This window comes from Pyrodictium brockii, from assembly GCF_055379715.1.
Window position 1 is genome coordinate 696,235 of the sequence record NZ_AP042401.1, and the last position, 12,690, is coordinate 708,924.

At 70.1% G+C, this 12,690-nt stretch carries 12 protein-coding genes; 8 read left to right on the forward strand and 4 right to left on the reverse strand.

Translation table 11 applies throughout. The annotated features are described in order from the left end of the window. Nucleotides 1-291: 291 nt before the first annotated feature. Entirely contained in the window at nucleotides 292-1,230 is a 939-nt protein-coding gene (locus tag ACZ42Y_RS03840; protein WP_058371182.1) for a cation efflux transmembrane domain-containing protein, read from the forward strand. Nucleotides 1,231-1,236: 6 nt separating this feature from the next. On the opposite strand, the gene coaBC is transcribed toward ACZ42Y_RS03840, so the two are convergent. Then, nucleotides 1,237-2,535, reverse strand: a complete 1,299-nt coding sequence (gene coaBC / locus ACZ42Y_RS03845; RefSeq protein WP_464735736.1) for a bifunctional phosphopantothenoylcysteine decarboxylase/phosphopantothenate--cysteine ligase CoaBC — start codon at nucleotides 2,533-2,535, stop codon at nucleotides 1,237-1,239. Between the two features lie 36 nt (nucleotides 2,536-2,571). Here coaBC and ACZ42Y_RS03850 point away from each other — a divergent pair, with 36 nt between their 5' ends. The 5 genes from ACZ42Y_RS03850 to ACZ42Y_RS03870 all read left to right on the forward strand — a co-directional run bounded on the left by ACZ42Y_RS03850 (nucleotide 2,572) and on the right by ACZ42Y_RS03870 (nucleotide 6,977). Further along, on the forward strand, nucleotides 2,572-3,546 hold the full coding sequence (locus ACZ42Y_RS03850) for a GHMP family kinase ATP-binding protein (RefSeq protein ID WP_083494559.1): 975 nt from the start codon (nucleotides 2,572-2,574) through the stop codon (nucleotides 3,544-3,546). A 47-nt stretch (nucleotides 3,547-3,593) separates the two neighbouring features. Further along, a complete protein-coding gene (locus ACZ42Y_RS03855) occupies nucleotides 3,594-4,589 on the forward strand; it encodes an acyl-CoA thioesterase (RefSeq protein WP_058371179.1) in 996 nt (331 codons plus the stop codon). 3 nt (nucleotides 4,590-4,592) lie between these two features. Continuing rightward, entirely contained in the window at nucleotides 4,593-5,540 is a 948-nt protein-coding gene (locus ACZ42Y_RS03860; protein ID WP_464735737.1) for a ketopantoate reductase family protein, read from the forward strand. Continuing rightward, nucleotides 5,504-6,367 (forward strand): 3-methyl-2-oxobutanoate hydroxymethyltransferase, encoded by an 864-nt coding sequence (panB, locus tag ACZ42Y_RS03865; RefSeq protein ID WP_464735738.1) that lies wholly within the window; start codon nucleotides 5,504-5,506, stop codon nucleotides 6,365-6,367. Before ACZ42Y_RS03860 ends, panB begins: the two co-directional genes overlap by 37 nt. 277 nt (nucleotides 6,368-6,644) lie before the next feature. Further along, the gene (locus tag ACZ42Y_RS03870; protein WP_058371176.1) at nucleotides 6,645-6,977 is read left to right on the forward strand and encodes a hypothetical protein; all 333 of its coding nucleotides are present in this window, start codon (nucleotides 6,645-6,647) and stop codon (nucleotides 6,975-6,977) included. Here ACZ42Y_RS03870 and ACZ42Y_RS03875 read toward each other — a convergent pair. Genes ACZ42Y_RS03875 through ACZ42Y_RS03885 form a run of 3 tightly spaced genes read right to left on the reverse strand, consistent with a single transcriptional unit; the run spans nucleotide 6,974 to nucleotide 10,552 of the window. Beyond that, nucleotides 6,974-7,723 carry a CoA-transferase subunit beta gene (locus tag ACZ42Y_RS03875; protein ID WP_201783095.1) on the reverse strand — a complete coding sequence of 250 codons (750 nt, stop codon included), beginning with the start codon at nucleotides 7,721-7,723 and terminating at the stop codon, nucleotides 6,974-6,976. The two genes, ACZ42Y_RS03870 and ACZ42Y_RS03875, sit on opposite strands and share 4 nt — an antisense overlap. A gap of 13 nt (nucleotides 7,724-7,736) precedes the next feature. Then, nucleotides 7,737-8,561, reverse strand: a complete 825-nt coding sequence (locus ACZ42Y_RS03880; RefSeq protein WP_070807841.1) for a CoA transferase subunit A — start codon at nucleotides 8,559-8,561, stop codon at nucleotides 7,737-7,739. A gap of 26 nt (nucleotides 8,562-8,587) precedes the next feature. Then, entirely contained in the window at nucleotides 8,588-10,552 is a 1,965-nt protein-coding gene (locus ACZ42Y_RS03885; protein ID WP_058371174.1) for an acetate--CoA ligase, read from the reverse strand. Between the two features lie 222 nt (nucleotides 10,553-10,774). Between ACZ42Y_RS03885 and ACZ42Y_RS03890 the strand changes: the two genes are divergently transcribed. Both ACZ42Y_RS03890 and ACZ42Y_RS03895 read left to right on the forward strand, forming a co-directional pair. Further along, the gene (locus tag ACZ42Y_RS03890; RefSeq protein WP_464735739.1) at nucleotides 10,775-11,530 is read left to right on the forward strand and encodes an ABC transporter ATP-binding protein; all 756 of its coding nucleotides are present in this window, start codon (nucleotides 10,775-10,777) and stop codon (nucleotides 11,528-11,530) included. Continuing rightward, entirely contained in the window at nucleotides 11,527-12,687 is a 1,161-nt protein-coding gene (locus ACZ42Y_RS03895) for an ABC transporter permease subunit (RefSeq protein ID WP_058371172.1), read from the forward strand. Before ACZ42Y_RS03890 ends, ACZ42Y_RS03895 begins: the two co-directional genes overlap by 4 nt. The last annotated feature ends 3 nt before the right edge of the window (nucleotides 12,688-12,690 follow it).

The following is a 12,690-nucleotide window of genomic DNA, read 5'->3' on the forward strand; positions in this document are numbered from 1 at the left end:
CCTGCCTCTCGGCACTCTCCCAGGCAGCGCACCCCACCCTAATCCTTCTTTCCACTGGCCTCCCAGACGTCCCCATGCTCTCCTCCACCAGCTCCATGGCCTAGCCCACACCTTATCCACTCCTGCCTCTCCTACGGGCCTGCCCTCAGCGCCGTAGGGTCCTGGAGGAAGGTGGTTACGTGGAGAGGGACTGGAGGCGGCGGGGAGGGGGGAGGAGGGGATGCCCGAGGGCCTTATCAGAGCCTCCCGTCGAGCCCCGCCTGGGCGACGGAGCTCCTGGGGGAAGGGGCTGTGCGGGCCAGGGGTCTCCCGGCGGTGGTGCTGCTCAGCCTCGCCGGCGCGGCTGTCAAGATCTACGGCTCGCTGGCCTACGGTAGCAGGGCTCTCCTAGTTGATGCCCTAACCTGTGTAGCCAGCCTCGTCTCCCTGGCGGCGGTGGTCTGGTACCTGAGCATCGCCAGCGCTCCTCCAGACGAGGACCACCCCTATGGACACCACCGGCTCCGCTACGGGGGCGCGCTGGCGAGCCTCTCGGCCTACATGTTCGCCGCCGGCTTCTCCGCCGCTGTGCTGGCCGCGAGCACGGGGGGCTACCGGGTGGGTGGGGAGAGCAGCCTAGCCGCCCTGGTGGGCGGGGGCTTCTACGCCGCCGCTGTGCTCGCCGCCCGGGGGCTTGACCCGGTGCTCCGCGTCTACGCCGGGTTCACGGCCAGCGAGCTGGTTGAGAGCGTTGTTACCGCCGCCAGCAGCTGGCTCGGCTCGAGCCTCGGCTACCTCTACGACCTCGCCGGTGGAGCCCTGGTGCTCGCCTACCTCCTCTACGAGGCGGTCGAGACCCACCGGAGGCTGCTCCGCGTATTCTCCGACACGGCCGCGCCTAGAAGGCTGTACGAGCTCGTCGAGAGGGAGGCCCGGCTCCGCGGCCTGGAGCCTCTCCGGCTTAGGCTCCGTATGCTCGACGAGGCGCGGTGCAGCGGCGACCTGATAGTGGTCCCCGAGAGGGGGATGCCGCTGGACGTGGCCGATATACTTGCCGACGAGCTCCGCCAGGAGATGGAGGCCAGGGGCTGCGACCTGGTGATACACGTGGGTGTCCAGGAGAGGCGCGAGGCCGCTGCAGGGGGTGGAGGCCTCGGGGTGGGACCCGCCGGCTCACCCCAGGCCCGGGGAGCGGGCCCCGGCGTCGCCGGCGCGGCCTCCATGGCCGCAGAGAGTGGGGGCTCCTCGTGATAAACCCTAGCGCGGCCTATGCCCCTCCCGCAGCAGCCTGCCGACGGTGTCGAGGAGCCGGCGGGCGGCCAGCCTCTTGTGCATCCTGGGGATCTCTATCCTCTCGCCCCTCCAGGTCACCACGAGCAGCCGGTTGGTGTCGTAGCCGAAGCCGGCGCCGGGCTCGAGCACGTTATTGGCCGCCACGGCGTCGAGCTTGTAGCGCTCCAGCTTCTCCCTGGCCTTCTCCTCCAGCTCCCTATCATCCCTCGCGGTCTCCGCGGCGAAGCCCACGTGCACTGCCCTAGGGGCCTCGGCCACCGCCTCCTCCACTATCTTCGGGGTCGGCTCCAGCTCCACGCTCAGCCTGCCCCCAGTGCTCGGTATCTTCTCCCCGCTGCTCCTGGCGGGCCGGTAGTCCGCTACCGCGGCGGCGTAGAGGGCGGCGTCAACCCTCCTCACAGCCCTGAGCACCGTGGCCATCATCTCCTCGCTGGTCTCAACCCTCACGGCCTCATCAAGGTAGCCTGTCCAGCCTCGGGGGAGCCCGGCGCAGAGCGGGCCGTGGACGAGCCTCACCCTCGCGCCCCGCCACGCCGCCTCCAGCGCCAGGGAGACGCCCATCTTCCCGGTGGAGGGGTTGGTGACAACCCTCACCGGGTCCAGGTGCTCCCGGGTGGGCCCGGCGGTGACGAGGACGTGGACGCCCTGGAGGTCCCTGCCCCTGGTCACCACGGCCTCGGCCCACCAGGCGGTGAGCTCCACCGGAGGGTACTTCGCCTGCTCCCCCTCAACCAGGGGGTGGAGCACGTGGAAGCCCTGCCTCTCCAGCTCCTCGACCAGCCTCCCGGCCCTCCTCCACATGCCCATGTGCATCGCGGGGACGAGGAGCACGGGCTTCCCCAGCCCCGCCGCCTCCTGGGCCAGGGCTGAGACGGGGGTCGAGGCGCGGAGGCTGGCCATCTCGGAGAGCGTGTCCAGGCTTGCCGGCGCCACCAGCACGGCGTCGCAGAGACGGGCGAGCGCCACGTGCTCTATCGCCCCGGTTATCTCCGTGACCGCGGGGAGCCCGGTGGCCCACTCGAAGAGGCTTGGGGAGACCAGCTCGGCGGCCGCCCTCGTCATGGCTACGCGGACCACGGCGCCGTAGCGCATAAGCAGCCTCGCGAGGTCGATGCTCCTGTATACAGCCGCGCTCCCCGTGACCCCGAGGGCGATGCAGCGGCCCTCGAGGTCGCCGCCCAGCTCCCCTATGATCCCGGCGCTGGGGTGGCGGGCGCCCCAGAGCCAGGGCTCCAGGCCGCGGGTCAAGGCCTGCAGCGCCACCCGCCGCTGTTCCCCGGCCCCCCGGGTTTGAATTAGATGGCGCCAGGCGGTGGCCCCCAGGGGCTGCGGGGAGGACCAGTGGCGGGCAGCGGCTGCCTCTACCGTGTCCGGGTCCCGCTCCATGTAACCGGGCTCTGGCTCCCGGTCTGGCGGCCCTCCCGGAGGGAGACGGGAAGCCTGGGCGCGGGCCTCCTCCTGGAGCCCGGGGCGGTGGCGCGGGTCGCCAGCTGCAGCGGCGGGGGCTGCGGCGCCCTAGTGGTGGCGGCTGGCGCGAGGCTCGAGGAGCAGCCCAGCGTTCTGAGGGAGCTCTACAGGCTCCTCGGCGGCCCCCGGGCCCGCGTCCTGGTAGAGATCCCCGTCCCCCTCGCCGTGGGCTACGCGGGCTCGGCTGCCCTGGCCCTGGCGGTGGCTGCTGGGGAGGCGGCTGTGAGGGGCATGAGCCTGGAGGAGGCGGCGGCGCTCGCACACGAGGCCGAGGTGGCCGCCGGCACCGGGCTGGGGGACGTGGCCGCCATGTTCCTCGGCCGCGGCCTGGAGGTCAGGCTCGCCCCCGGAGCCCCCGGGCTCGCCAGGCTGGCCAGCTACCCGGTGCCGGTGGCGAGTGTCTACAGCCTGGAGCTGGGCAGGATGACCACGGATGAGATGCACCGGGGGCTCGGGGAGAGGCTCCATGTGCTCGCCGCGCCAAGGCTGGCCAGGCTGGCCAGGAGCCCCGGGCTCGAGCGCTTCCTGGAGGAGGCCCGCGGCTTCAGCATCGAGGCGGGCTTCGCCCCCGGCTGGCTGGCGGAGGAGCTGGACGCGCTGAGGGAGAGGGGGCTCCTCCTGGGTTGGTACGCTAAGAAGAAGGTGGCGGTGGCCGTGCCGAGGCCTGGCCGCGAGCGGGAGGCCTGGAGGGCCATCGAGAGCCTAGCGGCGGGCCACGGGCTGGCTGCGAGGCTCCACCGGCCCGCCCCCGGCCCCCTGACCCTGGAGCCCTGCCCCGGGGAGCCGGGCGCGGAGGCCTGGCACTAATAGCCCGCGGCCCCTGGCCCCCCCGGGGCCTGGAGGCCAGCAGGGCCGTGGCCCGGAGGCTCTGTACCGAGGAGAGCCTTGTCACCGTGCTCCGCCCCATATACCCCAGGCACACTAACCGCTACGGCACGCTCCACGGGGGCAGGCTCGCCGGCTGGATGCTCGAGGCCGGCGGCATGGCTGCTATGAGGGCCTCCAGGGGCTACACGGTGCTCGGCGCGATGGACTACCTCTTCATGCTCAGCCCTGGGAGGCTCGGGGAGAACCTCCACGTCTACGCGTGGGTGATAGGCTCCACGACCCACACGCTCGACGTGCTGGTCTACGCGGAGGCCCACCCGATAGGGGGCGGCGGGGCCCGGCCGGTGAGCGTCAGCCTCCAGACCCACGTGGCTGTCGACGGGGAGGGGAGGCCCAGGCCCCACGGGGTCGAGGCGGGGCCCTGCAGCCTCGAGGCGGAGGAGCTGGCGGAGACGCACCGCTACTGGCTCGAGGCCCGGAGGCCCCTCGTGGAGAGGAGGAGGGAGATAGCCTCCAGCAGCGCCCCCCTCGACGCGGTGTACAGGAGGACGAGCTACTTCTTCGTCTCCCCCGAGGACACGTTCACCCTCCCCGGCGTGCTCGACGCATCAAGGCTCTTCTACTATATAGACCAGATGGCGGCCGTGCCCGCCATAGAGTTCACCGGCGCCCCGATGGTGACGGCGGGCTTCGACGCAGCCGTGTTCGCCTCCCCCGCGAGGGTGGGGGACCTGGTGAAGCTGGAGTCCGGGATAACCGGGGCGGGGAGGAGCAGCCTCGAGGTAGCGGTACGAGTCGCGGCCAAGAACCCCCAGCTCGAGGAGACGGAGAGGACGGTGGCCCTCCTCTACGCGACCATGGTGGCTGTAGACGAGGAGGGGAGGCCCAGGCCCCTCCCCCGCCGCCCCCTGCTGAGCGGGGAGAGGATGAGAGAGTACCTGGAGAGGAGGAGGCTGCGCGAGGATAGGAGGAGGGGGGTAGGGAGGATAGTGGAGCAGGCCCGTAGGCTCGCCGGTGGCTGAGCCTTGGAGCCCCTGGTGGCCGTGGTGGGCGGCTGCGGCGCCGTCGGGAGCGTGGCCGCGGTCGCGCTCGCCAGGGCCGGGGCCCGCGTGGCCGCGGTGTCCAGGAGGCCCGGGGGCTGCAGGGAGGAGGCCCTGGAGGCCCGCGGCCTGGGGGCGGCCCGTCTCCCCGTCTGCGGCTGGCAGGGGGCCCGCCGGCTCCGGCCCAGGGTGGTGGTCTACGCGACCAAGGCCTACGACCTGGATGGGGCGGTTGAGGCATCCCTAAGGGCGGGCTGGTCCCCCGAGCTGGCGGTCTCGATGCAGAACGGGCTCGGCAGCCTCGAGCTGCTCGAGCAGGCCTACGGCCCGGGGAGGGCCGCCGCGGCGCTAGCCTACTACGGCGCCACCAGGCTCCCCGGGGGCTGCGGCGCGAGGCTCGCCGGCTCCAGCCGCAGGGTTGCGGTCGGCTGCCGGGCCAGGGCGGGGGGCGCCTGCAGCCCCCTGGCCAGGAGGCTGGCGGAGCTCCTCTCCAGCGGCGGGCTCGAGGCCGAGTACGTGGGCGACGTGGAGCCCTACAGGTGGGAGAAGCTGGCGGTGAACGCGGCCGTGAACCCTGTAACGGTGCTGGCCTGGGATAGGAACAGGGTGGTGGTGGAGAACCCCTGGGCCCGCGGCCTGGCCGAGGCCCTCGCCCGGGAGGTTGGGAGGGTGGCCAGGGCCGCGGGGGTCGAGCCGGCCAGCGACCCCGTGGAGGCTGCGCTCCGGGTGGCGGAGGCGACTGGGGACAACTGCTCCTCGATGCTGGAGGACGTGGCCGCGGGGAGGCGGACCGAGATAGACTATATCAACGGCGCTGTATGGAGGCTCGGCGAGAGCCACGGGGTGCCCGCCCCTGCGAACCGGGCGGTCCACCACGCTGTGAGGCTGCTCGAGCCATGGCTGGCCGGGAGAAGGTCACCGTGCACCACGTGATTAGGGCTAAGCAGAGGGGGGAGAAGCTGGTAATGGTCACAGCCTACGACACGCCGACAGCCCGGCTGGTGGACGAGGCGGGGGTCGACATGATCCTGGTGGGCGACTCGCTCGGCATGGTAGTCCTGGGGCTCCCCTCAACCCTCCAGGTCACCATGGAGGACATGGTGCGCCACACCGAGGCGGTTGCCCGGGCCCAGCCACGGGCACTAGTGGTCGGAGACATGCCGTTCATGAGCTACGAGGCCTCGGTGGCCGAGGCGGTTAGGAACGCCGGCCGCCTCCTCTCGGCGGGAGCAGACGCGGTGAAGATAGAGGGCGGGAGCGAGTACACGGACGTGATAAAGGCTATGCGCCGCGCCGGGATACCGGTGATGGCGCACGTGGGGCTCACGCCCCAGAAGCACAAGCTGCTAGGCGGCTACAGGCTGGTGGGGAAGACGGCGGAGGAGGCCCTAGAGGTCATACGCGACGCCGAGGAGGCCGCCGAGGCGGGGGCCTTCGCGGTAGTGGTGGAGTTCACCGCCTGGGAGGTGGCGAGGGAGATAACAAGGAGGATAAGCGTGCCCACGATATGCATAGGCAGCGGCCCCCACTGCGACGGCCAGGTGCTGGTCATCCACGACATGCTCGGCCTAACCCCCAGCCCGCCGCCCTTCGCCAAGCGCTACGCCGACGTGGCCTCGGTGATACGCGGCGCGGTCGAGGCCTACGCCCGCGAGGTGAGGAGCGGAGCATTCCCGGGCGAGGGCATGTACTGGGGCATGAAGAGCGGCGAGCACCAGCGCCTCCTAAAGCTGCTGGAGGGCAGGGGGGAGAAGCGCTAGAGAACCCCCGGGCCGGGAGGAGAGGGGGTCGGCATTCGCTCCCCCTCCACGCAGCCCCCGGGGGAGGGCTCGGCGAAGCCGGGCACACTCCCCATCCAGCCCGAGAGGCGGCTCCGGGGAGAGGGGAGGCTAAATTTCCGCTAAACCTCCGGAGGGGCGGGGACAGGCTTCAGGAAGGCGTTAGGTTGCAACCCCGCCCCCGCCCAGGGCCCTGGGGCTGGGTGGAGGGGCGGAAGAGAGATAGCCTGGGAGGAGCCCTTATCCTTAGGGCCTCCAGGTGCTGGTCCTGCCCTGCGACCGTGGCGCCGCGCTGGCTAAGCTGGAGCGGCTCCACCGCCGGCTCCGGGGCAGGCTGCTGGGCGTTCTGGCGTCCTCCACCCTCGCTGCCCTGCTGGTGCTCGCCGCTGTAACCCTCCTCCCGCTGCCCGGCCTGGCCCTCGTGGCCCTCGCCATCCTCGCCCTCCTCCTCGCGGCCACGCCGCTCCTAGCCTACGCCCGGCTGCTGCGCCCGCTCCTGCTCGTGGAGAGGCTCCGCCGCGGCCTGGCGGACGGCTCCATCGATATCAGCGAGGTCTGCGGCCGCCCCCTCCTGGAGCCGCCCAGCCGCTAGCCCATGCGCTGGAGGTAGCGGAGCCCCTCGGGGTCGTGCTCCCTTATCACCTTCTCCTCCTCGGGCGTCAGGGGGTCCAGGGTCTCCACGCCTCCGCGGGGCACCCTTATCCTCATCGATGAGTTGGAGAGCACCTCCTCAACCGTCACGCCTGGGAGGAGCATGCGGAGCACCGGCCCCTCCCTCGTGTACTCTATCAGGGCCTTGTTCGTGCAGAGCAGGTGGCGGAACCCCTTCTCTATCCTGACCCTCCCCGGCCCGGTGACGAAGTCGACGCGGGGCACCAGCACCCTGGGCTCGTGCCTCGCCCATATGATGAGCTTCGGCACTAGGGGGAAGAGGTAGGCCGTGGCGGCGCCTCCGGGCAGCTTCACCCTGGGCTTGTCGTAGCCGCCTATGGCTGTGAGGTTTGTGTTCCCCTCCTCGTCGACCTGGGCGGCGCCGAAGAACATTGTCGTGAGCCTCCCCTTGGCGGCGAGGTCGAAGGCGTCTATGGTTGTGAGCACCCCCAGGGGCTCCGGCTCGGTGTAGGGGTCCCCGGTGCTGGGGGCCAGCCTGACCGCCTCCACCCTCGGCTCTAGGTGCTCCACGACGCTGGCCCATGTGAAGTCTACGCCGTAGACGCGGCGGGCCAGAGCCATGGCTAGGACGGGGAGGGGGCTGGTGAGCCCGTGGTACACCACGTCCCCGTCCTCTATCAGCCTGGCCATGCATTTTATCATGTGGTCTGTGGGCCTGCTGGCCACGGCCGTCTACCCCTCACCCCCTCATCCTGGAAAGGTTGGCCTTCACCCACTCCATGGCCCTGCCCTGCCTCGCCGCCTCGACGTAGCCGCGTATCGCCTCGTAGTCTGCCCGGTAGAGCCCCGGCATCGCTGTCGGCCAGGCGCCCCTGGGCGCGTGGACCACCGCGTCCACGTGGAGGCTTGTAGCTGAGAGCGTGTGCCTGAAGCCTCTCAGCTCCTCCGGCTCCACGATCCTCTCGGCCGAGATTATCACGTGGCGGGCGGCGCGTATCTTCAGCTCGTCCTCGAACCTCGGGCCCTCTATCACAGCGTTCCCGTAGGGGTCGCTGACGTGGACGTGGACCAGCGCGTAGTCCGGCTCTATCGCCCGTACAGCCACCAGCTCCTCGCCGGTCCAGGGGTCCCTTATCCTCCTCCACGTCCCCCAGCGCTTCTCATGCAGCTCGAGCAGCTGGCTTCCCAGTATCCCCCGGGCGGGCATGAAGGGGACGCCCTGGGCCCCCGCCCGGAGCCCGGCTATCACCGCGCCGCAGGTGTCCTCGATGTACTCCACCTCCCCCCTCTCGGCCAGCCTCCTCACCGTCGGGGCCAGCCCGTAGAGCTCGAAGCTGGCCATAGCGGCCCTCACGCAGCGGAGCAGGCCGGCCGCAGCCATAACGTCCAGCGCGAACCCGGGCTCCCGGTCTATGAAGCAGAGGTCCCTGGCGCCGCGCTCCACCAGCGCGGCCACAAGGGCGGAGGGGTTCCTCACGAACGTTATACCGCTCACCGTGACGCTGGAGCCGGGCTCCACCAGCTCCGCGGCGTAGTCCAGGTCCACGAGCTTGGGGCTCGGCACCCCTAGGCCACCCCCTCCATCCAGCCTTAGCCCCTGGCCGCGCTCTCCATGGCTCTGCGGAACTCCTCGACCGCGCGCCTCACCTCCTCCACCCCTGCCTCGTCCTCGAGAGTGCTGAGGTCGCCCAGCGGGGCGCCGGTGAGCACCGCGCGGAGCACGCGGCGCAGGATCTTGCCGGTCCTGGTCTTCGGCAGCTTGTCCACCACGTAGACCCCCTTGACCACGGCGACGGGGCCGTACCTCCTCCTTATCATCTCCCTGACCTCCCCCGCCAGCCTGGCCCGGTCGACCTCCACATCCATCTTCGGGACCACGAAGACGGCGAGGACCGTGCCCCTAAGCTCGTCCGGCACGCCCACCACGGCGGCCTCCGCCACGGCGGGGTGCTCGAGCACGGTGTTCTCGACCTCTGCGGGGCCTAGCCGGTGGCCAGCCACCTTCAGCACGTCGTCGGCCCTGCCGAGGATGTAGACGTAGCCGTCGCTGTCTACGTAGCCGTAGTCGCCGGTGTAGTAGTAGCCGGGGAACCTGCTCCAGTAGGTCCTCACATACCTCTCCCTGTCGCTCCATACACCGTAGGCGAAGGCCGGGGGCACCGGCGCCTTGATAGCTATGTAGCCCTTCTCCCCCGGCGCCGCCTCGCTGCCGTCGTCGCGTAGGACGCGGAGGTCTATCCCGGGGTAGGGGAGCCCGACGCTCCCCCTGCGGTAGGCTATGCCCCCTACAAGCCCGTAGCCGCCCGGCGCGGTGATGAAGCCGCTGTTCTCCGTCTGGCCCCAGGTCTCCACCACGTGGCAGCCCTGGCGGCTCCTGCAGACGTGGTTGACCAGCCAGTGCCAGGGCTCGAGGCCGAGGATCTCCCCCGCGCTGACTATGAGCCGGAGGGTCTCGAGGCTATAGCTACGGGGCACCTTCTCCCCGTAGCGGATGAGCAGCCTGACAGCGGTCGGCGCCACCCAGGCCATGTTGACGCTGTAGGAATCCACTATGTCCCACCAGGCGCCGGGCCCCGGGTGGTCGGGGGCGTCGCTGTACCAGACCACGGTGGAGCCGTTGAGGAGCGGCCCGTAGGTGGCGTAGCTGTGGCCGTTTATCCAGCCTATGTCCACTGGGACGAAGAACACGTCGTTGTCCAGGAAGCCGAAGAGCCACCGGGTATGAGCGTAGGTCCAGACCATGTACTGGCCGTGGAGGTGTAGCATCCCCTTGGGCTTACCCGTGGTGCCGCTGGTGTATAGTATGAAGAGCGGCTCCTCGGACCTCACCATTACGGGCTTGAAGCCCACCCTCCGGGGGTACTTCTCAAGCTCCTCGTGGACCCAGAAGTCGCGGCCAGGCCTCATCTCGACCTCGTTGCCGGCCACGCGGTGGACGAGGACCTTCTCCACCACCCCGCCGGCCTCGGCCACCGCCTCGTCGACCACGGGCTTCAGGGGTATGAGCCTCCCCCTCCTCCTCATCCCGTCCGCGGTCACCACAACCCGGGCGCCGGAGTCGCGTATCCTCTCGGCAAGGGCCCTGCTCCCGAACCCGCTGAAGACGACCACGTGGGCGGCCCCGAGCCTGGCCACGGCGAGCATAGTATACATCGCCTCGGGCACCATGGGCATGTATAGTACCACGCGGTCGCCCCGCCGGACACCCATGTCCCGGAGCAGGGAGGCGTAGCGGTTCACCTCCCTCAGGAGGTCGCTGTAGCGGATTATCCTCTCCTCGCCCTCCCCGCTCCTCCAGATCAACGCGGCCTTGTTGCCCAAGCCCTTCTCGATGCTCCGCTCCAGAATGTTGTAGGTTATGTTGGTGACGCCTCCCACGAACCAGCGGTAGAACGGGGGATCAGTGTCGTCGAGCGTGGTGTCCCAGCGCCGGGCCCAGTAGAGTTCGCGGGCCACCCGGGCCCAGAAGCCCTCCGGGTCCCGGAGGCTCTCCTCAACCACCTCCTTCTGCCTCTCCACAAGCTCGCGCTCCCAGGCATCCCCGCGGGGCTCCATGGCTACCAGCCTGCAGTCGCGGCGCTACGCGCGCGGAGCGTAAAGAAGAGGTACAGAGCTAAGATATAAACCTGCTATTTTACCTAATCTATGCCCACAGTTCCGTGTCGCCGTGCCGGCTTACCGTGGGCCCAGGCAGCGATGGACGCGCCTGGGGTACCTCTTCTTAAACTCCAGCCCCGCCCCCGGACTGGGCGCTCCACCAGGGGCGGGCATGGAGGCATGCCGCTGCTGGAGGTCCAGGGGCTCGTCAAGATCTACCCCGGCGGGGTGGAGGCCCTCCGCGGCGTGAGCTTCAGCCTCGAGGAGGGCGAGGTCTTCGGCCTCGTCGGGCCCAACGGCTCGGGGAAGACGACGCTCCTCCGCATAGTGGCCACGCTGCTCAAGCCCACCAGGGGCAGGGTGGTCCTCGACGGGGTGGATGCGGTAAGGGAGCCCGGGGAGGCCCGTAGAAGGCTAGCCTATGTCCCCGAGGAGGTTGGGGGCTATCGCCGGCTCACGGGGCTCGAGTACCTCTCCTTCGTTGTGGGGGCCTTCCTCTCCGCCCGTGGCGCCTCGATGAGGGAGGTGGAGGAGGCGCTGGAGGAGGCGGTGAGGCTCACCGGGCTCAGCCGCCGGCAGCTGGGGAGGAGGATGCAGGAGTACAGCAAGGGTATGAAGCGCCGCCTCCAGGTGGCCTGGGCGCTGGCGGTGAAGCCTAGGCTGGCTATACTCGACGAGCCCACCTCCGGCCTCGACGTGGAGGCCGGCTACGAGCTTCGCAGGGTCATAGCGGGGTACGCTAGGTCCCACGGCGTGACGGTGCTGATGAGCAGCCATAACCTCTTCGAGGTCGAGTACCTCTGCGACCGGGTCGCCTTCATGAAGAATGGGAGGGTGATCGATATGGGCTCCCCGAGGGAGCTTATAGCCAGGTACGGTGCCCGCAACCTGGAGGAGGCCTACATGAGCGCTGTGGCGGAGCGTGGCGCGGCTTGAGAAGCCTCATAGCAAAGGAGCTTAAAACGCTTATAAGGGAGCCGATGGTAGTAATGATGATAGTTATGCCTGTGCTTGTCTACGCGCTCAGCGCCCCCTTCTACAGCGGTGCCGCCCGCCAGGCTGAGGAGGCGGCCAGGCTCCGAGGGGTCCGCCTGGCCCTCCTCTCCTGCCACGGTGGGGGCCTCGTCCTCAGGCTTCTGGCGGCCTCCCTCCGCTCGGCCAACGTGAGCGTGGACGTGGTGGACAAGTGCAGCCCGGTAGAGGTGCTAGAGGAGGGCTATGACGTGGCGGTGGCGGTCAACGCTACGGGCGGGCGGCTCCGCCTAGAGATATACGTTGGAGGGGACCTCGCCAGGCTCGCCCGCACCCTCGCCCTCCCCGGCTCCCTCACCAGCGTCCTGGCCCGCGCCATGTCTCCCGGGGGCAACGTGTCGAGCAGGGCCTACGTGCTGCTTAACGGCCGGCTCTGGGGCTTCGAGGAGCTGAGCAGCGTCTACTACACGGGCGTCACCATGGGCTACGCCTCGCTCTTCATACTCTTCCCCGCCGCCTCGCTGGGCGCGGCGCTCATAGGGGCTGAGAGGGAGGAGCGCATGCTTGACGTGCTCCTCTCCCTCCCGGTGCCCAGGAGGAGCATAGCCCTCTCCAAGGCCGTTGCCGCGCTCGTGGTGGCCCTCCTCGCAGCGGGCTCGGCGTTCGCGGGGCTCTTCATCCTCTTCTCCTCCCTGGGGCTCCGGCTCAGCCTGCCGAGCTACTATACGCCGGCGAGCCTCGGGCTCTACACCCTCTCCCTCGCCTCCGAGTCCCTGCTGGCCACGGCTCTGGCGATGCTGGTGGGCCTCTTCGCCTCAACGGTGCGCGGCGCCCAGTCGGCGGCCGCGCTGGTCGCGTTCCCCGCCCTGATCCCGTTCCTCGCGACCCTGGCGGGGCTGCCCTCCTCAAGCCTCTTCGCCCTGGCCCCATACGCTGCCTCCATCTACACCGGGCTCTCCCCGATCCTCGGGCTGAGGCCGGCAGCCCTGGCGACCCTCGCCCAGCTCGCCGAGGCCGCCGCAGCCCTCCTAGCGCTGGCCAGGCTGCTGGAGTCCGAGACTGCTGTAACCGGGCCGGAGACGCTTAGGAGGCTGCTCTCCAGGCTAAGGGCGAGGAGGTAGCAC

What these genes read in the sequence shown, in the direction of transcription:
- ACZ42Y_RS03850 (WP_083494559.1), top strand. Translation starts at nt 2,572, where the DNA reads ATGGCGCCAGGCGGTGGCCCCCAGGGGCTGCGGGGAGGACCAGTGGCG.
- panB (WP_464735738.1), top strand. Translation starts at nt 5,504, where the DNA reads ATGGCTGGCCGGGAGAAGGTCACCGTGCACCACGTGATTAGGGCTAAG.
- ACZ42Y_RS03885 (WP_058371174.1), bottom strand. Translation starts at nt 10,552, where the DNA reads ATGGAGCCCCGCGGGGATGCCTGGGAGCGCGAGCTTGTGGAGAGGCAG.
- ACZ42Y_RS03890 (WP_464735739.1), top strand. Translation starts at nt 10,775, where the DNA reads ATGCCGCTGCTGGAGGTCCAGGGGCTCGTCAAGATCTACCCCGGCGGG.